At 62.9% G+C, this 22,018-nt stretch carries 17 protein-coding genes and 1 pseudogene; 4 read left to right on the top strand and 14 right to left on the bottom strand.

Translation table 11 applies throughout. The annotated features are described in order from the left end of the window. Positions 1-9: 9 nt before the first annotated feature. The 5 genes from BA011_RS33720 to BA011_RS33700 all read right to left on the bottom strand — a co-directional run bounded on the left by BA011_RS33720 (position 10) and on the right by BA011_RS33700 (position 7,494). Positions 10-2,541: a trypsin-like serine protease gene (locus BA011_RS33720; protein WP_065284039.1), complete on the bottom strand. Its 2,532-nt coding sequence runs from the start codon at positions 2,539-2,541 to the stop codon at positions 10-12. Continuing rightward, positions 2,538-4,151 (bottom strand): caspase family protein, encoded by a 1,614-nt coding sequence (locus BA011_RS33715; RefSeq protein WP_065284038.1) that lies wholly within the window; start codon positions 4,149-4,151, stop codon positions 2,538-2,540. The genes BA011_RS33720 and BA011_RS33715 overlap by 4 nt, the downstream gene beginning before the upstream one ends. 22 nt (positions 4,152-4,173) lie before the next feature. Then, positions 4,174-6,129 (bottom strand): DUF4384 domain-containing protein, encoded by a 1,956-nt coding sequence (locus BA011_RS33710; protein WP_065284037.1) that lies wholly within the window; start codon positions 6,127-6,129, stop codon positions 4,174-4,176. A 211-nt stretch (positions 6,130-6,340) separates the two neighbouring features. Beyond that, positions 6,341-6,718 (bottom strand): hypothetical protein, encoded by a 378-nt coding sequence (locus tag BA011_RS33705; RefSeq protein WP_065284177.1) that lies wholly within the window; start codon positions 6,716-6,718, stop codon positions 6,341-6,343. A gap of 185 nt (positions 6,719-6,903) precedes the next feature. Continuing rightward, positions 6,904-7,494, bottom strand: coding sequence for a hypothetical protein (locus tag BA011_RS33700; RefSeq protein WP_065284036.1), 591 nt, complete (start codon positions 7,492-7,494; stop codon positions 6,904-6,906). 151 nt (positions 7,495-7,645) lie between these two features. Here BA011_RS33700 and BA011_RS33695 point away from each other — a divergent pair, with 151 nt between their 5' ends. Beyond that, on the top strand, positions 7,646-9,256 hold the full coding sequence (locus BA011_RS33695) for a hypothetical protein (protein WP_065284035.1): 1,611 nt from the start codon (positions 7,646-7,648) through the stop codon (positions 9,254-9,256). A 94-nt stretch (positions 9,257-9,350) separates the two neighbouring features. Here BA011_RS33695 and BA011_RS33690 read toward each other — a convergent pair whose 3' ends face one another. From BA011_RS33690 to BA011_RS33675, 4 genes are all read right to left on the bottom strand, one after another. Continuing rightward, complete coding sequence (locus tag BA011_RS33690; protein WP_065284034.1) at positions 9,351-9,995, bottom strand: tail fiber domain-containing protein; 645 nt, start codon at positions 9,993-9,995, stop codon at positions 9,351-9,353. A 24-nt stretch (positions 9,996-10,019) separates the two neighbouring features. Next, positions 10,020-12,599: a caspase family protein gene (locus BA011_RS33685; RefSeq protein WP_065284033.1), complete on the bottom strand. Its 2,580-nt coding sequence runs from the start codon at positions 12,597-12,599 to the stop codon at positions 10,020-10,022. Positions 12,600-12,822: 223 nt separating this feature from the next. Next, on the bottom strand, positions 12,823-14,100 hold the full coding sequence (locus BA011_RS33680) for an L-fuconate dehydratase (RefSeq protein WP_065284032.1): 1,278 nt from the start codon (positions 14,098-14,100) through the stop codon (positions 12,823-12,825). A 96-nt stretch (positions 14,101-14,196) separates the two neighbouring features. After that, a complete protein-coding gene (locus tag BA011_RS33675; protein ID WP_065284031.1) occupies positions 14,197-14,931 on the bottom strand; it encodes an SDR family oxidoreductase in 735 nt (244 codons plus the stop codon). A gap of 426 nt (positions 14,932-15,357) precedes the next feature. Here BA011_RS33675 and BA011_RS33670 point away from each other — a divergent pair, with 426 nt between their 5' ends. The 3 genes from BA011_RS33670 (at position 15,358) to BA011_RS33660 (ending at position 17,658) form a co-directional block, all read left to right on the top strand. Further along, entirely contained in the window at positions 15,358-16,143 is a 786-nt protein-coding gene (locus BA011_RS33670) for an IclR family transcriptional regulator (protein WP_065284030.1), read from the top strand. Positions 16,144-16,214: 71 nt separating this feature from the next. After that, positions 16,215-17,051 carry an amidohydrolase family protein gene (locus BA011_RS33665; RefSeq protein WP_065284029.1) on the top strand — a complete coding sequence of 279 codons (837 nt, stop codon included), beginning with the start codon at positions 16,215-16,217 and terminating at the stop codon, positions 17,049-17,051. A 202-nt stretch (positions 17,052-17,253) separates the two neighbouring features. Continuing rightward, positions 17,254-17,658 carry a helix-turn-helix domain-containing protein gene (locus tag BA011_RS33660; RefSeq protein ID WP_025397650.1) on the top strand — a complete coding sequence of 135 codons (405 nt, stop codon included), beginning with the start codon at positions 17,254-17,256 and terminating at the stop codon, positions 17,656-17,658. Between the two features lie 100 nt (positions 17,659-17,758). Here the strand turns inward: BA011_RS33660 and BA011_RS33655 are convergent, their stop codons facing one another. The 5 genes and pseudogenes from BA011_RS33655 to BA011_RS33640 form a co-directional block, all read right to left on the bottom strand. After that, a complete protein-coding gene (locus BA011_RS33655) occupies positions 17,759-18,025 on the bottom strand; it encodes a hypothetical protein (RefSeq protein WP_003548229.1) in 267 nt (88 codons plus the stop codon). Positions 18,026-18,091: 66 nt separating this feature from the next. After that, positions 18,092-18,835 (bottom strand): TfuA-like protein, encoded by a 744-nt coding sequence (locus BA011_RS33650; RefSeq protein ID WP_065284028.1) that lies wholly within the window; start codon positions 18,833-18,835, stop codon positions 18,092-18,094. Beyond that, complete coding sequence (locus tag BA011_RS33645) at positions 18,832-20,094, bottom strand: YcaO-like family protein (RefSeq protein WP_065284027.1); 1,263 nt, start codon at positions 20,092-20,094, stop codon at positions 18,832-18,834. Before BA011_RS33645 ends, BA011_RS33650 begins: the two co-directional genes overlap by 4 nt. 13 nt (positions 20,095-20,107) lie before the next feature. After that, the gene (locus BA011_RS44605; protein WP_165504093.1) at positions 20,108-20,251 is read right to left on the bottom strand and encodes a hypothetical protein; all 144 of its coding nucleotides are present in this window, start codon (positions 20,249-20,251) and stop codon (positions 20,108-20,110) included. A 106-nt stretch (positions 20,252-20,357) separates the two neighbouring features. After that, positions 20,358-21,968: pseudogene (locus BA011_RS33640) on the bottom strand (BTAD domain-containing putative transcriptional regulator); the annotation flags it as partial. Between the last annotated feature and the right edge of the window lie 50 nt (positions 21,969-22,018).

The raw sequence follows: 22,018 nt of genomic DNA, 5'->3' as shown, positions 1-22,018 counted from the left end.
CGCTCCTGTTCAGCGGATGCGATAAAATTTGGAATCGAACGACCATTTGCCTTGGGCGCCGTTCTCGTCGTCGCCGACGATCCTGAGGCTTCGGGCTAGATCGTAGACATAGTTGAAGGCGGCGCGCTGGCCGACGAGCGGCGTCGGCACATCGGGCAGGTCGAGCACTTCGATCGGCTTGTCGCTGAGGATGGCAACGACCATGCCGACGCCGGCCGGTCCCTCCACCACATATTCGAAGCCGGTATAGGGATTGCGCGCATCGGGCACGACGACCGGCCGGGCCGGATCGAGGCGGTTGTCGCCGCTTTTGGCTGATGGTTTCAGGCCCATGGAACGTTTGTTCGGGTAAAGCTGCGTCAGCTTGCCGGAGGCGTCGATATCGACCAGGATCAGGTAACCAGACTTCTTGGTGGAGACGCGCATCGCCACCTTGTCGCCGATGCTGACCGCGGTGCCGGGCAGCACGTCGACGGCGACGCCCGCCTCATTGTCGCTCTTCAGCGTGTTTTCGACGGCGGCGAGCGGCGTCTTGGCTTCCTCGCCGGTGATGACATCCCGGCCGAGCGCATCCGGCTGGCCATAAAATTGCGGCACCGGGGTGAAGCGGCAATCCTCGGCATGCGTCCGGCAATATTCGTCGGATTTGCGCCGGACATAATCGAGAAGGGCGGCATTGCTGACATTCGGCTTGTCGGCCGCGCGCGCCACGCCATCCTGCACGCCTTCGATGAAGTGGCGGGTGAAGACGCCGAGCGCCGGCTTGGCCTCGCGGTCGACGAGCGCCCACTGCCCCGCGTTGACGGCCGACCAGACCATGGCGTTTTCGCCGCCGAAGGAGAATTTCGCTTCCTTGCCAGATTTGTTCGGCGGTTCGAGCGCCGCCAGCGCCGGGCCGAGGCAACGCACGGTGCCGGAGGGTGCGGCCACCGCGCTGCGGCTGCCGGGGCCGACATGGCAGGCATCGATCAGCAGCGTCACGCGGCGGTCCTTGAGGCTGTTCAGCCGCGCGGCGATTTCGGTTTCGCGGATCTGGTTGGTGACCGTCACCTTGCCGCCCTCGCGCACCAGCTTGGCATCGGCTGCAACCAGCGTCGGGCTGGTCGTCGCATCCGCCCCCATTTCCTCCGAGCCCTGGCCGCTGAAATAGAGGAAGACGCGGCTTCCGGGCGTCGACTGGCGCACCAGCCAGTCGTCGATTTCGGCAAGGATCGCCTCGCGGCTTGCCTTGCGGTTGGTCAGCGTGTGGATCTGTTCCGGACGGTAGGCGAGCGTCTTGGCGAGAAAGACCTGCATCGCTTTCACATCGGTGGCGGACCCGGTCAGCTTCGCCTCGCGCATCTCGTAATCGTCGATGCCGATCAACAGCGCGCGGTCGCCGGGTGAGCTTTCGATCACCGGCGTCTGGACGACGGGCGGCTGAACGGCGGGTTCGTTGGCAATGGGCTTGTCAGCGGGCGCGGTATCGTTGGCGGGCGTGTCGGCAGCAGGCGTTTCGGTCGTGCCGGCCGGCGCGGTATCGCCAGCGGGCGGGGTGGTGATGACGAGATTGGCCTGTTCCTGTCCGGATTTCCTCTGCTTCGTCCCGCCACTGGTGGTGGTGGACGCGACCTGATCGCCGGCAGCAGGCCCTTCGACATCAGGCACGTCGCCGTCGGTCTTTGCGGCGATCCAGCCGCGGAAGGCGGCAACACGGGTATAGACGCCGTAATGTTCGGCCTCGGCGCAGCCGGCGCCCCAACTGACAATGCCGAGCTGGATCCAGCGCTTGTCCGGACGCTGGGCGACCAGCGGCCCGCCGCTGTCGCCCTGGCAGGCATCCTTGCCGCCTTCGGCATAACCGGCGCAGACATTGCGCTCGTCGATCGGGTTCATGCGCATCGAGCTGTCGCGGTAGGCGGCGCGGCAATCCTCGCGCGGGACGATCGGCAGTTCCACTTCCTGCAGTTCTGTCGGCAGGTATTTGTCGTCCCAGCCGTGATCGGCCTTGGTGTAGCCCCAGCCGGTGACGACGGCCGGGTGGCCCGCGGCCTCCACCTCATCATCCGAGGCCGAGGCAAGAGTCGCCGGCTTCGATTTGGCGGGCTCGCTTAACTTGATGAGGGCGATGTCGTTGGCGAAGACCTTGCGGTCGAAATCCTCGTGAATGATCACCTCTTCCACGGCAAGACCCGGCTTGTCGGGGCCGTCGACCGCGATCACCTTGTCGATCTTCGACTTGCCCTCGACGATCAGCAGGTCGCGGGCGAAGAGATCCTGCTTGCCGGAGCGGCCGCTGGTGACGCAATGGGCGGCCGTCAATATCCAGCGCGGCGAAATCAGCGAGCCGCCGCAATGGCCGCCGAAGCGGCCGCGCTGTTCGGGGTCGGGCGCCAGGATCTTCACCTGCCAGGGCCATTCGCCCTTCTTGGCCGTCTGGCCGCCGATGACACGCCCGCCATCTTCACCGGCGAAATCGGTATCCTGCTGCGCAAGAGCCGGAGAGCCGAGCAGCAGCATGACGGCCGTAACGTTGAGGATCCTGCTGATCGACGTGCTCATAGCTTGGCTCCGGCGGAGGTATAGAGGACCGTGAATCCGAGGCGCGCGCCCTCGGGCAGGAATTCGCCGAGGCGCTTGGCGATATTGCCGGCGGTGCGGCGCCTGTCGTTGTGCTTCAGGAATTCAATAAGGTCGGGCATCGGGGTTTCAGAGGTGACGGCGACGAGCAGGTCCGTGCCAAAAGGTGCGACGACGGAAAGGTCGAGATCGAAGGTCTGAGACATCTCGGCATCGACCTCCTTCTCGCCTGGATAGAGGAACTGCACGGTTCCATCGCCGGTGACGTCGAAGAGCACGAGCTTGCGGCCTGTTATATCCGAAACCGTGACGCCGACCCGCTCACCTTCGCGATGGACGGTGTCGGAAGGCGTCACCCGCACGGTCTGCGGGTTGGTCTCCGAGAGCCGCTTCAGCGCATCGAGCGCGGCCATCCGGTCGACGACGAATGGCATGTCACCGGCGCCGACGCCGGAGGCGACGACATCGCCGCCGGCAATCGCCTCTTGTTTTTCGGGATCGAAGATGAGTTCGGCATCAGCCCCCTCCGCCAGCTTGAACGGCGTGACGGCTGATACAATCCCCTGCAGCACCGGCTCGGAGCCGAGGGCGGCAACGCTGATCGGCGCGGGCTCGGCGGGCAGCGGAGCGTTTGACTTCTCCGCCGCCGCCTGGGCCCCCGCCCCGTAATGATAGACGACCGCGCGATCGAGATCGGTTCCGGGCGGGCTTTCGGTAAAGATGTTCTGCCGCTGGTTGGTGAACTGATAGACCGCCTGGCGCACATATTCGAACAGTTCGCGGCGGCTGACGGCGCCGTCGCCGTTGCGGTCGGCCGCCCCCTCGAAAGCGCGGGCGGTGGCATAGCTCAGCGCGCCGCGTTTCTGCGGGATGCCGGGAATTGATATCTCGGGCGACTTGGTGTTTTCGTCGACGGCGGCGAGAAAGGTCAGCCGCTTGAAGTCGAAGCCGGTGGACAGCGCATCCGCCGTGGTCGAAATCGGCGCGAGGTCGTCCTCCTCGATCGTATAGGAAGGCGCTTGACGCCAGGTGATCTCGGCGCCGCGGGGATCGACGTCGCGGGTCATGCCGCCAGCGTGGCAGGTATCGGCGATGAAGACGACATCGGCGCCCTTGGCCTCGAGCTTGCGGATCAGTGTCTTGAATTCGTCGCCGAAGATGCGCTCGCGCGATCCCGGCAGCCGGGTGTCGAAGCCTGCAAGAATATAGACCTCGTCGCGGCCGCTCGGTTTGGAACCCTTGACGCGTTCAGGCTCGCTCGACCCGTGACCGGCGATGCCGAGCACGATCAGGTCGCCAGACCCCGCCCGTTCCGTCACGGCCTCGATCGCATGGAAAATACCCTCGCGGTCAGCAGCGCCGTTCTTCAGGAGCGTCATGTCCTCGACGCCGACCGAGCGCAGCGAAAGCGAAAGGTCGTCGGCATCGGCGACGGCGCCGTGCAGCGGCGGAACGTTGCGGTAGAGGTCGATGCCGATCAGCACGGCCCTGACCGCACCACGCTCGGGCGCCTCGATCACCTTTGCCAGGCTGTCGGTGGCCGCCATGGTGAGGAGGGCAAGTGCCGCGGCCATGGAAACGAATGCGGTCATGGCCAGATTCCCCTCGCCCGGCCTATTCGCGGCGCCATTCGACGCGGCGGTTCAGCGCATCGACATCGTCTTCGGTGAGGTTTGCGGTTGCGGTGACGTCCACCGGTTCGGATGCCCCGCGGCCTTCGGCGTCGATTGTCGCGTCGAGGCCGTTGCTCTTCAGGAAGTCGGCGACGGCCTGGGCGCGGCGTTCGGAAAGCTTCTGATTGTAGTCGTCACCGCCGCGCCGGTCGGTATGACCGACGAGGATGATGCGGCCGGGCTTCTGCTCTTTCAATGCCTCCAGCAATTCCTGGGCGGCTTCGGTGCCGATCGAGGTGAAGCTCGACTTGTTGAAATCGAAGGTGATCGGAACCGGAATGGAGACCGGCACGATGCCGCGCACGTTCTCGGAATAGATGCCGCCGAGCACGCCGCTGCGGTGGTCCTTCTCGGCCGGCACGAAGCTGCCTTCGGGATTGTCGCTCGTCGGGTTGGCGGCAAGGATGCGGGCCTGGGCGGCGCGCTGGATGAGATCGGAGATCGTCTCGGCGGGCGGTGCTTTCGGCGTGCGGGTCTCGTTCTTGATGATCTCGATCGCCTGCTGGTAATCGGCGGCGGCATCGGCGAAGCGGCGTGCGGAGAAATAGATCTCGCCGAGCGTGGCGGAGGCCTGCCAGAGCACCTGCGGGCTGTCGGCGGCGACAAGCAGCGGCTCGTAATCGGCGACCGGCTGGTTGGCGGCCATCATCTCCTGGGCGGCGGAAAGCCTGAGGGCCGCGACGCGGCGCTGGGCATTCACCTGGAACTGGCCGCAATCGGCGCTGACGGCGATCGCATCGGCCTCGGCCGCTGCAGCACCGATATCCTTGGCGGCGACGGCGGTGTTCAGCTTGTCGAGAAGGGCGGTGCAAACAGGCCTATCGGCGTTTGCTACCTCGATCTCCTCGCCGACTTCATCAGGTTCGGCCGAACGGCCGAGGTTCAGCTGCGGCATCTTGATGCTGAAACCGCCGGGAAGCTTGAACTGCGGCATCTTGATCTGCGGCATCGGCAGTTTCGGCATCTTCGTCTGCGAAGACTGGGCCGGCTGCTTATACTGCGTGGGCTGCTTATATTGGGTCGGCCGGGTGGATGAGGTGGTGTCGGCCGGACCGATCAGCTCCAGTTCGTCGGCTGCAAGCTCCTGGCCGGGCGCCAGATTGGTGACGATCTTGTATTTCTTCGGCGGCTGTTGTGTTGCCTGCTCGACGGGCTTCGGCGCGACCTTTTTCGGGGCAGCCGGCTTCGGTTTTTCCACCACCGTTTCCGGCTTCTTGGCGACTTCCTGTTTCGTTGCCGGCTTCGGCTTCGGAGCGGCCGCAGGTTTCGGCGCAACGGGCGGCTTTGCAGCCTGCTCGACCGGCGCGGGTTTTGCTGCGGGAGCGGCTGCGACGGGCGGGATGTCGGCCGGACTATCGACCGTCGTCAGCATCAGCGTCTTGCTGCTGATCTTGGTGCCGAGGCTGCGGGCTTCTTCAAGGCTGCGGGAAACGGCATCCATGCCGCCGTCAATCGAGCGGAACATGCCACCGCCGCTGCCGCCGAGATCGGCGAAGATGGTCAGCGGCTTGGAGGAATAGAAGACCTTGATCTGCTCCTGGCCGACCGGGCCGGAAACCTGCAGCTTGGCGCCGCTTGCCGGATCCGGCACCTGCACGCGCTTGCCGGCGCCGACAAGGGCGTCGGTCTGGTATTTGTTCGGGAAAAGCTTCACGACCGCGCCGTTCGGCGAGACGTTCAGCACCGTGACATAGGCGTTCTCGGTCGACTGGATGAAGAGGCCGACAACTTCGCCGATGGCGTATTTGGCTTCAGCGCGATCGAAGGTGATGGTGACAGGCCCGGTCTGCGCCGGCGCTTCGGTCAATGTGCGTTCGTTCTGCGCCTCGACGGCGGGAACCACCGAAAAGAACGAAAGAAAAGTGGCTGCGGCTAGGATGGCTTTGCGGGTCGGCATTGGAAAACCTCCTCTTCGAACATCTCACACTGTGTTGAAGATGAGAATAGCACTGACTGGCGAAATTGGGATGGCTTCGCCTGTCTTGCTTGAGGGAGGGTTACAAATTATTTGGAGCCGGGAAGAATCCGGCAAGGCAAAGACGTGAGCAAGACTCACGCTCGGCAATATCCGGCGCCTTTTATAGTCCCGTTCGACTGCGAGGAGGCGGTTAGTTCTTGGGTTTCTGCCCGGCTGATTTCAAAATCGAGATCAGGTCGCTCATTCCCTCGGGCGAGGAATTGTAGAGCCAGAGAATATCCGGATTGTCGACCGTGAATTCCTTGCCGGGGCCGGAGCCCATGTCGCGGCCGGGCGAGGTCGCATCGGGAAGCTTGTCCTCGCCGGGTGCCAGCCCCTTGGCGCGCTCGTGTTCGGCGATGATCGCGGTCGCCGCAGCAAAGGCCTTCTCGTCATGTTGGCGTAGCGCCGCCAGCGAGGGGTTTCGCGCCGCAAGCGCGTCCTCAGCCGGGCCGGAATGCGCGAGCCCAGGTATCTGCAGCGCCAATAGCAGGCCGATTGACAAGGTTAGGAGCCAGGATTTCGTCATCGTCGTCAAATCCGTCTTATTGGTGCCACTGCGCGACAAGCCTCGCGAGAATAGGGAGAGGCCGGAAGGAAGGCAACGGCGCTCCGTGCCAATCGATTGGGAGGGTTGAAATCGGATGGCAGCGGCGCTTTCGGTCTTTGTTTTATGTTAACCCGGAACCGCTGCACACTTCCGGGCGACATGCATTAGAGAATCTTCAATTGCTGCAGGCCGAGGCGCAGGTCGCGCAGCATTTCGCCGAAGATCTCCTCGATCATTCCGGTCGACCAGACTACCATGGTGCCGTAGGGCGAGCGCTTGCGCTGCATGAAGCCCGCCGTCTCGAAATCGATCAGCGTCTTGCGGCAGGTCTCGCTCGACATCACCGCGACAAGGAAACGGGCGAGATTGGACTGGTCGATCGCGCCGGCTCTCTCGGCCCAGTTCTGGATCAGCCGCGGCTTGGTGTCGGCGGTGAACATCGAGGCGAGCGCCCGATCCTGCGAAAGCCCCAGCCGCTGCAGCTTGGCCGGATCGCGGGTGAGCGAAACCACGTAATCATTGTGCAGATTGGCGAAGCGTTCGATATCCTCAGCTGTGCTGATGCCGAAGACCTTCATCGAATAGAGGAACTCGGCCATCAGATAGGTCGGCTCCGAGCGCAGCTGCGCCAGATGCTTGTCGTCCTTGCTGGCCGAGGCGGCGCAGACCCGGTCTGAGAAGTTTATCCGCGCCGCGCGAACCTGTTCCAGCAAGCTTATGTCGAGCGCCAGTTCGTCACCGTTCCATTCCAGCATAAGCATTTCCTGCCGATAAATCTTCGAGACGATGATCTTGTACTATCGCCGGCGCAGATCTCCAAATCGTTTGGAAAGCAACGGCTTGCTGAGAAGTCATATCTAGCCTACCATTTTTGAAAGACGTGACGGTCTTTTGGGGGTCGAGGCAATGCGTAGTTTTGGGTCGCATATTTTGTTTGCCGCGGCACTTGCGGTCGCCTCGCCGGTTTTCGCCAAAGATACGACGATCATCGAGCTTCGCAGCGGCGACGGTGCGCGTTCGGTCGGCATCATCTCTTCCAACGAGGAAGCGGAGGCATCCGGGCCGGCGGCGATCACCGTCGGCGACGACGGCACCATCTACATCCTCGACCAAAATAACGGCCGCGTGCTCGCCGTCGACGCCGAACGCTCGCAGGCCGAGCCCGAGATCCTGCCGCTGCCGGAAAATGTCGCGCCGGAGGATCTCGCCGTCGTCCACAACGAACTCTACCTCTGGTCCGACGGCGTCGTGCCGCTCGAGCGCTCCACCGATGCGGACGGCCGCTCGCAGACGCTGCGCGCCGTCGACGGCGGCGGTGATGCCGACGACTACACCCGCTCGGTCTTCGCCTCGATGGGCTCGGTATCGCCGGGGCCGCTGAACAGCATCATCGACGAGATCGGCCGCAGCACCAACCGGCCCGAGGCCCGCCCGCCGGTCATTCAATATGTTCCGAGCCGCGGGCTGGGCGATATCGTTGCCGAGGTCCGGGCTGCCGCAAACGACAAGGCGGAAATCCTGCTGCGGCGCGCGAGCTCGGAGGAGAATTTCCTTTCGCTGCAGCTCGCCTCGGAAGGGCGGATCGGCACCGTCGAACTTCTCGACATCGACACGACAGGCAGACCCTATGCGTTGGTCGAGCTCGTGCCCGCCGACCGGCCCGAGCGCACCGGCATGCTGGTGGTACGCTTCACGCCGAACGGCGCGATGGATCGGGTCTACGACCTTCCGATCGAACCGGGCACGGTATTTTCGAGGCGCTTCGTGGCGATCGGACCGCGGGGCGACGTGCTCTATTTGAGATCGCAGGAAAGCCGGGCGCAGGTGCTGCGGCTCGACGGCCGGGAGCCCGGCCGCAAGCTTGCCGTCGCTCGGCCCACCAAGCAGCCGACTGCCGGCAAGCTCGGTAAGACGCCGAAGGTGGCGATCGTGCCGAAATCGCGCAGCGACGTCATCGAGCGGGCGATCGGCTTCGAGACGCTGAATTGGCTGGTGACGCCAACTGCCTACGGCAAGGATCCGGGACCTGGCTGCATCAACATGAACCGGCTCCGCCGCCCGATCTACCTGATCGGCAAGCGCGGCCAGACGGTCAAGGGTGTTCCCTATTGCTGGGGCTGCAAGACGCCGCTCGAAAATTTCGTCGGCGGCGTGGAAAAGGGCCAGACCGCTGGCAATGTCTGCACCAAGAGCGCGCCGCAATCCAACATCCTCGGCGTCGACTGCTCCGGTTTCGTCAGCGACGCCTGGGGCCTGAAGATGCACGTTTCGACGCGCGCCATCCCCGGGATCACCAAGCGCCTCTCCGACCCCTGGTCGATGCGGCCGGGCGACGCGTTGAACAAGCCGGGCTCGCATGTGCTGTTGTTCATGCGCTTCACGGCCGACAAGAAGGTGGAGGTGATGGAGGCCTCGCCGAATGCCTGCAAAGGCCGCGTCTGCCGCAATACCTATTCGCTCGGCAGCCTGTTGATGCGCGGCTACCAGCCGGTGCGCTTCAAGGGGCTGGACGGCTGAACGGGCGGACGGCTTCAGGAGGCCAGTTTCAAGTCAGGCGCAACGAGCGTCGCACCCAGCACGGGGCGCCCGATCACATTGCCAACCGAACATCTTACAAAACGAAATCCGGAAGTCTGATCACAGGCTGCGTCTTTCCAGCGTCGACCGACAGTGCGGCGACGGCAGCGCCTGCCGCTGCTGAGGCGAGCGACAGCTCATCCGGTATGGATATCATTTTGATATCGAGCTTGTCGTAGTCCACGGTGTAATACCCAGTTGCCCCCTGAGACACCACGTCAGGCCTGATTAGCAAAAGATCCTGCGCCATGGTGCCGACAAGGAGCGGCCCGCCCCAGATGTAACGGAATGCATAGATCGGGATGCCGGCAGGGGAAGTGCCGAGGCGATGAATATCCGTCTTCAGCCGGCGGTCTGAGTTCCACCCGGTATCACCGCCCCCAGGATCACTGCCGCCGGAGTCATTGCCGGAACTGCCACTGCTGGAACCGCCGCCCATTCCGGACGAGCTGTCTGAACCTGAACCCCTTTCCGACCGAGCAAAAGCCGGCTCCCGGTCATCACTCTTTGTGACGACCCTTTTGACGATCGGCGTCTTCTTGCGCGCCGGCTGCGCCGGCTCTTGATTGGCGAAGAGCGTCTTGCCTCCTGGGTCGAAGATGCAGCCCTGCAGTACTGTGCCGGAGCCGGCTATGAAGGTCGAGCAGAGGAGTACACGGATGAAGACTTTGCTGGTCATGTTAGGCACCCCCGGATCACCGTTTCAAAAAAGATCATATCGCGGATTTCGCTTCGCCCACGTCGCCCTCGCAAGAAGCGTCAGCCTCTCGTTGAGTGACTTCGTCGTCGGCAGAGCCTTCAGTTCCTGTGGAGTCAATTCCGCCGAAAACGCCTCTGCGGCCTTCTTCTTGGCAGAGTCGGCCAAGGATGCGAGTTCTTTGTCGGACTGCTTTTTAGGATCGCCGGTGCCAGGCCTGTTGAGTGCGCTTGCAAGAGCGAAATAGTGAGCGGCGGTCACAAGGCTTTCTGCATCTGAGCCGTCGCCCTTCGCCATCTTGGCCCGCTCGAACGCGCTCCAATAATCGCCGCGTTCCGCGCCCATTTCCAGCCATGAGAGCGCTGCAGCCTCGTCTTTGGGCACCCCTAAGCCGTCTCTGTACATAAGGCCGATATTGCGCGGGGCATAAGGCTGGCCGCCCTCCGCCGCCTTTTTGAAAAGCGCCAGGGCCTTCTCCAGGTCCTGCGGTACGCCTTTGCCTGCGCGATATATCATTCCGAGACTGTTCATCGAATATATGTCGTCTCTTTTGAGACCTGACTCGTAAAAGCGAATTCCGCGTTCCATGTCGGAGGGAACGTTGACGCCATTTGAGAAGATGTAGCCGAGTTCGTTCATCGCATAGGTGTGGCCGAGGTCGGCTGCCTGGAGCATAAGCTTCAGGCCTTCCTGGGTGTCGGCTTTCACACCGCGGCCATAATAGAGGCTCTTCCCATAGGCATAGAGCGCGTAGGGATCCCCGTTCTTCGCGCCGATGGCGGCAATCTCGCTGGATTTGCCGAGATTTGCCGGCACAGACGCTCCGACGAGATATAGCGCGGAGAGTTCGGAAATTGCCCGGACATGCCCGGCATCCATCGCCTTCTTGATCGTCGCAAACGCCGTCTTGGCGTCACGATCGGCAAGCTGGGCGCGGCCGAGTTGATAGACGAAGCGGGGCACCTTCGGATAGACTTTCACGGCATCGGCGCAGCCAGGCAGCGCGACGGCCGGGTCGATCTCGTTCGGCAGCTTGCCTGCCGTCACGCCCTGCAGGTCGAGCGGAGCCGCGGCTGATGTATCGCAGGCGTTGAGCGTCGGCTTGAAAGTGACGGTCGCCGGTGGCAGGTCGTCATTGGCTGCCTGCAGCGTCAGGGCGAAAGGCTGGTTTTCGGTGCCGATCTGCGGCTCATAGGAAAGAGCGGGAATATCGGCTGCTTCGAGCACGTGACCGAGTCCGATCACCCGGTCTCCGGCGCGCAGCGTGCCCTTGTCGGGCAGGGCCGCGACCTTGAAGGTCATCTCCGCGGCCGATGCCGGCACGACCGGCAGGCTGGCTTCAACAGGGCCGACGCCGATCGCCGTGCCCACGTCGCGCGGCAGGGTCTTCAGATAGGCGTCGGCATCGGCGAGCCGCACCTGCTTTTCCTGTTCGAGCTGGGCGAGCTTGGCGCCGGCATCGGCCGAGACGGTGATCGCGACCACACCTTGCGTTGCCTGACCGTAAGGGTCGCTCACGGTATAGCCGATCAGGCCGACGGTTCCGGCGGCAACACCTGATGAATCATAGGTCAGCGCCGTCAGTGCCGCGGCAGGCATCTTCGCGCCCTGCTCTACCGGCTTGCCGTCGAAGCTGAGCTTGCCGGTCTTGGGAAGCTGGTTGAGGGTGACGAGCAGCGCCGAACCGGTCTCGTCATGCGGCGGGGCGATCGGCAATTTGGTCGTGGCCGCACCCTCCGGCACGCTCACCTGCTGCATCGGCTCGACGCTTGGCGGCGGCGGCGCTGGAATGAAATAGAAGCTGTCCATCAGGGAGGAATTTTCCCAGGGAACCTGCTTGCCGTTGGTCATGGCGATCACGTCGCGGCGCACATCGGTCAGGACCTGCCGGATCTCCTTGTTGGGTTCGCTCGCCCGCTTGATGAAGGATTCGGAATAGGGGCTGAGCGCCCCGGTGCCATCGAGCGCCACCTGGCCGGGTTCCGTGGAAAACGCGATCAGGCTGCCGAGATCGCTGTCGATGCGCGCAAGCCCGCGTGTGGCGCCGACCGGCTCCAGTTTTTCCGCCATCCAGAATTTCTGGGCATTGAAGGGATTGTTGCGGCAGGCGTCGAGGAAGATCAGCTGTACCCGCGAATTCTGCTTGAGATGGTTCAGGATGAGGTCGAGCGGCATGGTCTGCGTCTCGACGTCATAGGGCGTCTCCAGCGTCGCATCGACCGGCACGATGAAATTCTGGCCGCCCACCTGGATACCGTGGCCCGAATAGTAGATGAGGCCGGCCTCGGCATTGCTGGTTGAGCGCAGGAAGCGGCGCACCGTATCTTCGAGCCCGATGCGGTCGACATTGACGCCGATCGTCACGTCGAAACCGGCCGCGCGCAACGTGGTCGCGACCTCTTCGACATCATTGGCAGGATTGGGAAGCGAGGGCAGCGTCTTGTAGACCGAATTGCCGATGACGAGGGCGACGCGGCGCCCGCTCTCCTCGGTGATGGCTGCATGTACCGTGCCGATCGATAGCAGCATTGCTGCGACGATCAGCAGATAAGCGCACAGTCTCTTGACGCAGTGAAACTTGGGCATGGCTCGATCGCAAACATTCTATTGTCTAAGTTCAATAAAATTTGCTGGCCTGCTGGTGCTGGGCCCCCTCCGCATTCACATTTCAAAACTATTCCTCGGCGCTCTAAAAAGCAAGCTGCGCCGCCTCCAAGTGAATTGGAGCAGGCCCGTCAGATTGGAAGCCCATCGGCGGCAGGAAAGACTGTCGGGATCAGAAATTCAACATGCGGCCGGCGAAGTTTCCTTAGCCTCGAAACGTATAGTTGCTGATCGAGGCCGGTTTCATCTCGATGGAGAAGCCCGGCAGGGTGGGCGGCATGTAAGCGGCGTTCTCGATCAGGCAGGGGTCGAGGAAGTGTTCGTGCAGATGATCGACATATTCGATGACGCGGCCGTCCTTGGTGCCCGACACTGCGATGTAATCGATCATCGACAGATGCTGGACATATTCGCAAAGGCCGACGCCGCCGGCATGCGGCCAGACCGGCAGGTCGAACTTGGCGGCGATCAGCAGCACGGAGAGAACCTCGTTCAGCCCGCCCATGCGGCAGGAATCGATCTGCACGATGTCGATCGCGCCCTCGGCGATGAACTGCTTGAACATGACACGGTTCTGGCACATCTCGCCGGTCGCGACCTTCACCGGGCCGATCGCCTGGCGGATCTTGCGGTGGCCGGCGACATCGTCGGGGCTGGTCGGCTCCTCGATGAAGAAGGGCTTGGCGAAGGAAAGCGCCTTCACCCAGTCGATCGCCTGGCCGACGTCCCAGACCTGGTTGGCGTCGATCATCAGGTAGCGGTCGGGGCCGATCACCTCGCGGGCGATCCTGAGGCGGCGGATATCGTCTTCGAGATCGCGGCCGACCTTCATCTTGATATGGTTGAAACCGGCGTCGATCGCCTCCTGGCAGAGGCGGCGCAGCTTTTCGTCGCCGTAGCCCAGCCAGCCAGCCGAGGTCGTGTAGCAGGCGTAGCCCTCTTTTTCGAGGATGGCGATGCGTTCCGCCTTGCCCGCCTCGGCGCGCTTCAGGATCTCGATCGCCTCCTCGCGCGTCAGCACGTCGGTGAGATAGCGGTAATCGACGATATCGGCGATCTCTGCCGGCGACATCTCGGCGACGAGCCGCCAGACGGGCTTGCCGGCCTGTTTGGCGAGCATATCCCAGACGGCATTGACGATCGCGCCAGTCGCCAGGTGAATGGCGCCCTTCTCCGGGCCGATCCAGCGCAGCTGGCTATCGCTGGTCAGGTGCCGCCAGAAGGCGCCGGGATGGGCGAGAATTTCCGTGAGGTCGGCGCCGACGACGAGGTGCCGCATCGCTTCGATCGCCATGCAGCAAATGTCGTTGCCGCGGCCGATGGTAAAGGTCAGGCCGTGGCCGGCAAGATCAGGCGCATCCGTATCGAGAATGACGTAGGCCGCCGAATAATCCGGATCGGGGTTCATCGCATCGGATCCATCCAGGCTTTGCGACGTGGGAAAGCGGAGATCGAAGACACGAAGGTCGGTGATGCGGGTCATGGTGTTTTTCTCCCGATTATATGGGCCGATTATAGAGAGCCGATTGCAGTGGCCGGGCCGGCCGGCAAGACTGCCGCGCCGGCCGCATTGCTGAAATCAGATCGTCCAGCCGCCGTCGATGGCGATCGCCTGGCCCGACGTGTAGGTCGCGCCGGCGAGATAGACGGCGAGATCGGCGATTTCTTCCGGCGAGCCCAGCCGGCCCATCGGCTGGCGGGCGATGAAGGCGGCGCGCGCCGCGTCGTAGTCGCCCTGCGCCCGCATACGGTCCTGCAGCGACGGGCTTTCCACCGTGCCGGGGCAGATCGCGTTGCAGCGGATGCCCTGACCGACATAATCGGCGGCGACGGCCTTGGTGAGCCCGATTACCGCCGCCTTGGTGACGCCATAGGCGAAGCGGTTCGGCACGCCCTTGATGCTGGAGGCGACGGAGGCCATGTTGATGATCGCTCCGTCCTTGCGCTCGATCATGCTGGGCAGCACGGCGCGGATGGTGCGGATCATCGCCTTGACGTTGAGGTCGAAGGCGAATTCGAGATCGGAATCCTTCATCTCGAGGATTGAGCCGGCATGGACGAAACCGGCGCAGTTGAACAGCACGTCGACGGCGCCGATCTCGGCGACCAGGGCCTTGACCGCATCCTCTTCGAGCACGTTCAGCTTATGGGTGGAAACGCCGGTTTCGGCGGCAAGCGTCGCCAAGGCCTCGGTGTTGATGTCGGTCGCGTGGACCTTGGCGCCGATCGCGGCAAAGGCTGCCGCCGTCGCCCGGCCGATGCCCTGGCCGGCGGCGGTGATGAGAACGGTCTTGCCGGAAAGTCTGTTTGTCATGTCACGGGCCTTTTCTGGAATTGTCTACGCTGGACGATGGAGTGCGGTTCATGTCTCGGCGAAGCTCGGTCGTAATGGAGCGCCTCGTCCATCGTCGTCCGCCATTCGCCCTCTTTGCGCGTTTCGACCGGGTTCTGGCAAGATGCGCGCTGCTCTCTCTATTAAATGGAGGAGTTGCCACTGTTGCAAAGGCATACCAGCGCCAGATCCTGTCGGTCGGCTGCACGCGAATGCTGACTTCGCCGGCTCCAGGGCCGATGACCAATCCCACGCGCTGCATGGTCTCCCCCTATCGCCGCCCTGTTCTTCAGTGATGATTTGTCTGTTTATAGACAAACAGACGATTGGCCAAGGGTCAAGTGCGAAGTTTTACTTTTCCGGCTGCGGTTCTGCGTATATGCAGATTGATATTCACAGGAGGAAGGAATGGAGACCGACGAGTCCGACCGCTACCGCGCTCCTGCCCTCGACAAGGGCCTCGATATTCTGGAGCTGCTCGCGGGCGTCGACAGCGGCCTCACCCAGGCCGATATCGCCAAGCGGCTCGACCGCAGCCCCAACGAATTCTACCGCATGCTCGACCGGCTGGTGCGCCGCGGTTACGTCACCCGGCTGGATGGCGACCGCTACTCGCTGACGCTGAAGCTCTTCGGCCTTGCGCAGCTGCACGCGCCGGTGCGCCGGCTCGCTTCTTACGCCACGCCGCTGATGCGCGACCTTGCCCAGCGCACGCGCCAGGCCAATCATCTCGCCGTCTTCGATCGGGGTGCGGCCGTCGTCATCGCCCAGCAGGAGGCGCCGGACTATTGGGGATTTTCGATCCGCATCGGCGCCCATATCAGCCTCTTCGACACCGGCTCGGGGCATGTGCTGCTCGCCTTCCGCAGCGAGGAGGAGCGGGAGATGATGATCTCCGAACATGTGCGCAGCCGCGCGGATGTCGAACTCGGGCCCGAATTCTACGATCGTCTCGACCAGATCCGCGAGCGCGGTTACGAGATGATGGCCAGCGCCCAGACTTCAGGCGTCTACAATCTCTCCGCTCCCGTTCTCGGGCCGGACCGCCGCTGCATCGCCGCCCTCACCTGCCCCTTCATCGCGCTCGTCAACGCGCCGTCGGCTCCCGATATCACCCAGGCGATCACGCTGGTGCAGAAGGCGGCGGCCCAGCTTTCGCTGCTGGCCGGCGCCGATGTCGGCACCCCCGCCTGACGGCTGGAATTTCTATTTGAACAATCCATTCACCAGGGATAGTTTCACGACACCATTCTGGGAGGAAGAGCGTGTTCATCGACACCCATCTGCATATCATCGATCGGTCGGCGCTGCCCTATCCCTGGCTCTCGGGCGTGCCTGATCTCGATCATGATTTCCTCTACGAGGCCTATGCGAGGGAGGCCCGGCGCTGCGGCATCACCACGGTGCTGCATATGGAGGTCGACGTCGATCCTGCTGCGATACAGGCAGAGACCGATCACGTCGCCAGCCTCGCCAAAAAGGAAGGCAGCCTGATTGCCGGCGCCATCGTCTCCTGCCGGCCGGAAGAGGAAGGCTTCGCCGCCTATCTCGAGCGGCAAAAGGCCGATCCCTTCGTCAAGGGGTTCCGGCGCGTGCTGCATGTCGTGCCCGATGATGTCTCCGAAGGCGCCCTGTTCCGCGAAAACATCCGGCGCATTAGCGGCAGTGGCCTGACCTTCGACCTTTGCACCTTGCCGCATCAGGCGGACCGTGTGACCGCCCTCGTGGATCTTGCGCCTGATGTGCAGTTCGTGCTCGACCATTGCGGCGTGCCGGACATCCGCTCGGATGCCTTTGAGCCCTGGAAGGCCGGTATATCAGAGATTGCCCGGCGGCCGAACGTCGTCTGCAAGGTCTCCGGCGTGGTCGCCTATGCCGATGCCAAGACATGGACGGCGCAAACGCTGCAGCCCTACATCGAACATGTGATCGCAAGTTTCGGCTGGGACCGCGTCGTCTGGGGCAGCGACTGGCCCGTCTGCACGCTCGGTGGCGGCCTCTCTACCTGGGTTGCGGCGACCTACTCCATGCTTTCCGGCGTGAGCGAGACAGAGCGCTCGAAGCTGCTTTTCGCCAATGCACAGCGCCTCTGGTCGCTCTGACGTCACAAAATAAAGCGACCGGTCTCCTGGGCGTGCCATTTCGGCATGCTTTTTGTACCATTCCGGGACAAAAAGGGCCCGATTTTCGAGTTTAACTCTATCTACATGCAAGCAATTGCTAGCGTTATTTATCTCGGCTAAAAGTTGTTGACACGGATATGGCGAATAACCCCTTGTCCGCTGCCTTCAGAAGGGAAATGAGATGAAAGAAGAACCGCATTCCGTCGATGTTCACGTCGGAAAGACGATCCGCATCCAGCGTCTATTGAGGAAAGTTTCTCAAACGGAACTGGGTGATCGTGTGGGCGTAACGTTCCAGCAGATCCAGAAATACGAAAAGGGTTCCAACCGCGTTTCCGCCAGTATGCTGGTCGAAATCGCCGGCGCGCTGAAGGTGGATGTCAGGACGTTTTTTGACGACCTGTCGACCCCTGATACGGCCAACGACAACGCCGCCCCGAGCGAGGAATTCGTTATTTCGCGCGAAGGCGTGCTTCTTAATGCGGCGTTCTTTTCGATCAAGAACGAGGCGCTTCGCAAGAAGATCCTGAAGCTCGTCCAGGCGATTGCCAACACCGGACAGTTGGATACCGAAGCGGCCGAATAGACCGGTTGTCCTTCACGCGCTCCAAACGGACCGAATGAGGGTCAACCAGGATCGATCGGATCAATGGCGATCGATCGAGATCAATAGCAATCGATCGAGATCAATGGCGATCGATCAGGATTAGATTCTCGCTGGCATCCTTCATTGCGATCTTGGCTTTGCTGCCAACCAGCTTTTCGAGATTGACGTCAAGCTCCCTGTCGGGATCTATGCCGTCCCAATCGATGACGACCTGCAGCAGCGCCATGTTCGTCAGGTGCATCAAATTGCGCAGCTGAAGCTTTTCAGCCTCCTCCTTGGCTGCCGACAGCAGCCGGAAGATCCTTGCGTATTCGCTGCCGGTACCTTCGTGGTGTTGTTCAAACATCGTTCCCGCCCTCTTTGGTCGTGGAACCCTACGATTCCATCATGACTGCATCTTCCGCCGCGACCGTTATTCAAGCGTTACAGGAACCGCATTGCGCGTGACTTCGGCGCGCAGGAGTTCCCAGTGCGAGGTCGCGGCAAAGCGCCAGTCACGGTTGACAGGGCGGAATTTGTCCCGGCGCAGCCATTTCAGCACCAGTAACGCGTCGCCGCGCTTGCGCTCGACGCGGTTCCCGCGGATGGCGGCGAGGATGTGGTCGCGGCGCGGCTTGCGGAAATGGCACTCGTCGGCCACCTTCGCATAGGTGCGCTCGGAGAAATGCAGGAAACGGCCGGCCAGCAGCAGCTTCTTGCGCTCGCCGGGCGAGATTTCGCCGTTGGCGTAAAGCGCATCGATGGTCGGTTCGAAATCGACCCAGGGTACGGAAAGCGGCAGCCAGCCGAGCTCCTGCGGCGCATGCACCAGCGCGACGGCCTCGTCGTCGAGCAGCCGCCCGGACTCGTAGTCGTCGAAGATCGAGCCGAGCCCGACCATGCCGAAGGGGGCGCATTCGGCTGCCCGTAGCGCCCCCATGCTGGCGCCGCCGGCAATGGCGACATCGTGTTCGAGTGCGTACAGGATTTCCTTGTGCCAGACCGAAGGCAGATCGCCGAAATAGCCGTCGACCAGGCCGATCGCGGTGGCGCCGTCCTGAACGGCTTTCAGGATGTCGCCGGCGGCGGCGGGCGGCCGGAAATCGATGCGGGGGGACATGGCTCTTGCCGCGGCAAGATCGCTGCCAAGGCTTGGGCCGACGAACAGCACCTTCATGATTCGGCTCCTCTCATGGTGTTGACCGCCCGCAGGCCGAGCTGGATGTATTGGCCTGAAATATCGACCTCCAGTCCCGGCACGATCACCCTGACGACCGAGATCGGCAGGGCTCGATGCGAAAACGGCACGACGACGATCTGCTCGATGCCGGTTGCCGCCAGCCGGTCGGCAATATGGCCGATGGTGTCCTGGATCGTCGCCGGGCGGCGATCGCGGGCCTGGAACGAGCGCATCCGGCCGCTGTCCTCGCAGAGTTCGACCACCTGCTGCATCGCCGCACTCCTGTCGAGCCGCTGATAGATGCGCGGCGAGAAATCGTCGCGGCTGCCGGCAATCGCGGTCAGCCGGCTCTGCGCCGCTTCGGTGATGGCGCGCAGCGCGGCGCGCACAGGGTCAGGATGGCAGCCGCAGCCACCGCAGACATGCGACCAGCGCGCGTCGACACGGTCGGAAAGGTTGCCTGGCATGATGACGGCCAGAAAAGCGGGAACGCCGATATCCGTCGTCATGTCGAGCAGCAGCAGTTTCATGCCGGCGCGGGTGATCCGGTCGATCATGACGTCGATGACCGCATCGCCGAAGGAGGCGGGGTCGATGCGGCTCTCCTTCAGGCGCTCGGGCGATTTCAGCTGGGTCAAGGCCCAGGCGTCGCGCTCCACCAACTCGCAAAGCCCATGCAGGACTGCTTCGGACGGCGTGTTGCCGGAGGCAAGCCCATCGCTCGACTGCTCGAAGCCCGGCGGCCTCTCGCCGCGATGGTCGAGACCGATGAGCCACCAGGGCACGAAGACGCTGCTGCCGGAAAGAATGTCGAGCCCGGAGCACCACGGAATGGGATTGCTGCCGATTTCGTCGGGCGCGCAGCGTGCGACATTGTCGAGATCGATCATCGCGGCACGCTCCGCCCGCATGCTCTCGACCGTCGCCTGCGTCAGGTCGGCGGGGGTAATTTCGGCGATCCGCGTCTCGACCGCCTCCATCGCCGCCGAGGCCATGGCGGCATCGTTGTCGATACCCTTGCCCTGAAAGACCGACAGCGTATGACTGTTCGGCCTCGTTGCGAAGGCGACGGGGATGTTCAGAACGTCGAGCGCGGTCAGCAGACCGACGCGCGTAATGCCGAATTCGCGCAGATGCGGCCTGATGGCCCCCAAGGTCTGAGCCGGCGTGACGGCGCGGTCATGATAGTCGCTGACGCCGGCCGATGATCGTTTAAGGTCACCGGCAAGCGTTTCAAGGTCGGTGAAAGCGGACATACCGATCTGTTCCTTAGCGGAACCTCAGCGCATGCGTCAGGCTCTCGAGCGCATTGGCGGAAACGTTGAGTTCGTCCTGCTTCAGAGCCGCTCTGGCGGCTGCAGAGAAGCGCAGTGACTGTGTCTGAGCTGCAGTGGTGTCAGCATTCGTCTTCATGTTTCATCTCCGATTGGTCAGGCAGCGCCTTGCTGCCGTTAACCATCGGAAAGAAACATTGCCTGCGTCATTTAAGCGTTACAGGCTTCGTTAAAAGGCCGTGCAATCAGGGAAGACCGGCAAGTTGCAGGCCCTGTATCAGCGGTTCCGTATAGGCGGGATCGCGATCGGGGACGAAATGGCGGATGTCCTCACTGCGGAAATCGGGGAAGTTTTCCAGCACCATCCTGGCGTAGTTCCTGGCCTTGCCGGTGTCGCCTGCCATGGCATGCGAGGCGGCGAGCAGGCGGGCCGTCGCCTGCTTCGTCTTCACCGGTTCCAGCGCCTCGATCGCCATTTCATACTCTTCGCGCATGAAGTGGATGCCGCCGAGGTTCCAGTAGTAGTAGTCCGGCGGCAGCGGATTGAGTTTGAAGGCAGCGCGGCTGAGCTCCAGCGCTCGATCGAAATCGCCATCATGGGAAAGCGCGTCGGCATAGTCGGCCAGGATGTCGGCATCGTTGGGATTGAGATCCTGGGCTTGCTGAAAATATTCCAGGCTTTCGTCGAAGCGGCGCCGATAAAGCGCCACGAAGCCGAGTTCGCGGTAGGCCCGGCCGCTGTTCGGGTCGGACTGCTGCGCCTGCCGGGCAGCACCGTTCGCCTCGTCCAGCAGTTCCTTGTCCCGCATGCCGCGGATCAGCCATTCCATGCCGAGCGCGCGTGACATGCCGGCATGGGCGGCGGAGAAATGTTCATAACGATTGAGCGAGGATTTGAACCATTTGCGCGCCTGGCGCAGATGCTGCAGGTCGGTCTGGGCGATCAGCCGCTTGCCTTCCAGGTAGAGACGGTAGGCGGACGGCGGCGCCTCGCCGATCGGTATCGCCAGTTCGTAACGCTCGATCGTGTCGGCAAGCGAGGAGACGATCCGCCGCGTCAGATGCGCGAAGGATTCGCTGATCTTCTGCATGACCAGCGGCAGTTCGATGGCCCAGATCACCTCCGAAGTCGTCGTCCGCGTCAGCCGGCAGGTCGCGTAGACATCCTCGTCGCGGCCCTGGATGGTGACGTAGACCGCATAGTCGAAGCTGAGGTCGAGCGGACCGGGCACGGCACGCGACGGATCGATCGAACGGCTGAGGATTTCCAGGCTCGTATGCGCCGCGATCACCTTGAAGCCACGCTGCTGGCTGAGGCCGATGGTGACGTCTTCGAGAAGGGCCCTGCCGACGCGCTCCATCAGCGGATCGGTGAAGATGCTTTCCGGCGGCAGGATGATGATACGCGGCTGACCAAGCGGACCGACGGAAAGGTTAGGCGCCGACTGAGGATGTCCCGACGTCGCCTGTGCTGCCGGCACCAGGTTAAGTTCGCGGGCAAGAGCGGTGGTGCTTTCTTCCGGCTCGGTGTCGAAGTCGTCTTTCAGCTGGCTCTTACACTTCAGATAGGCCTGACGCGCCGCTGCCGGATCGTTCATCCTGACATAGGTGCGCATCAAGGCGCGATAGGCCGTCTCACTGGCAGAATCGAGTTCCAGCAGGCGCCTGGCAAGCGTGACCTGCTCTTCATCCGATCTGTCTTCCGATGTCTCGATCAGCCGGGCGAGATGGGCGGAGCGCAACTCGTCGACCCGTTGGCGCTCAAAGGTCAGCCAGTCCTCGGCGCCCTGCGTCGGCGATTTGACGCCTTCGAGCAATTCGCCGTTCAGCAGGTCGCCGTCTTCAGGTACGAGCGGACGTGTTGCAGGGATCAGATTCTGTACGAGATAACCCCACCCTTGGGATT

Origin of the sequence: Rhizobium leguminosarum (assembly GCF_001679785.1) — a bacterium.
Taxonomy (GTDB): domain Bacteria; phylum Pseudomonadota; class Alphaproteobacteria; order Rhizobiales; family Rhizobiaceae; genus Rhizobium; species Rhizobium leguminosarum_R.
Note: the sequence above shows the minus strand (reverse complement) of the source record. Positions and strands in the feature narration are given on the sequence as shown.

Excerpts from the sequence above, each read along its gene's own strand:
- BA011_RS33690 (WP_065284034.1), bottom strand. The coding sequence starts at position 9,995 with ATGACCAGCAAAGTCTTCATCCGTGTACTCCTCTGCTCGACCTTCATA.
- BA011_RS33655 (WP_003548229.1), bottom strand. The coding sequence starts at position 18,025 with ATGTTTGAACAACACCACGAAGGTACCGGCAGCGAATACGCAAGGATC.
- BA011_RS33715 (WP_065284038.1), bottom strand. The coding sequence starts at position 4,151 with ATGACCGCATTCGTTTCCATGGCCGCGGCACTTGCCCTCCTCACCATG.
- BA011_RS33680 (WP_065284032.1), bottom strand. The coding sequence starts at position 14,100 with ATGACCCGCATCACCGACCTTCGTGTCTTCGATCTCCGCTTTCCCACG.
- BA011_RS33660 (WP_025397650.1), top strand. The coding sequence starts at position 17,254 with ATGAAAGAAGAACCGCATTCCGTCGATGTTCACGTCGGAAAGACGATC.
- BA011_RS33710 (WP_065284037.1), bottom strand. The coding sequence starts at position 6,129 with ATGCCGACCCGCAAAGCCATCCTAGCCGCAGCCACTTTTCTTTCGTTC.
- BA011_RS33645 (WP_065284027.1), bottom strand. The coding sequence starts at position 20,094 with ATGTCCGCTTTCACCGACCTTGAAACGCTTGCCGGTGACCTTAAACGA.
- BA011_RS33675 (WP_065284031.1), bottom strand. The coding sequence starts at position 14,931 with ATGACAAACAGACTTTCCGGCAAGACCGTTCTCATCACCGCCGCCGGC.
- BA011_RS33670 (WP_065284030.1), top strand. The coding sequence starts at position 15,358 with ATGGAGACCGACGAGTCCGACCGCTACCGCGCTCCTGCCCTCGACAAG.
- BA011_RS33695 (WP_065284035.1), top strand. The coding sequence starts at position 7,646 with ATGCGTAGTTTTGGGTCGCATATTTTGTTTGCCGCGGCACTTGCGGTC.
- BA011_RS33700 (WP_065284036.1), bottom strand. The coding sequence starts at position 7,494 with ATGCTGGAATGGAACGGTGACGAACTGGCGCTCGACATAAGCTTGCTG.
- BA011_RS44605 (WP_165504093.1), bottom strand. The coding sequence starts at position 20,251 with ATGAAGACGAATGCTGACACCACTGCAGCTCAGACACAGTCACTGCGC.
- BA011_RS33685 (WP_065284033.1), bottom strand. The coding sequence starts at position 12,599 with ATGCCCAAGTTTCACTGCGTCAAGAGACTGTGCGCTTATCTGCTGATC.
- BA011_RS33720 (WP_065284039.1), bottom strand. The coding sequence starts at position 2,541 with ATGAGCACGTCGATCAGCAGGATCCTCAACGTTACGGCCGTCATGCTG.
- BA011_RS33650 (WP_065284028.1), bottom strand. The coding sequence starts at position 18,835 with ATGAAGGTGCTGTTCGTCGGCCCAAGCCTTGGCAGCGATCTTGCCGCG.
- BA011_RS33705 (WP_065284177.1), bottom strand. The coding sequence starts at position 6,718 with ATGACGAAATCCTGGCTCCTAACCTTGTCAATCGGCCTGCTATTGGCG.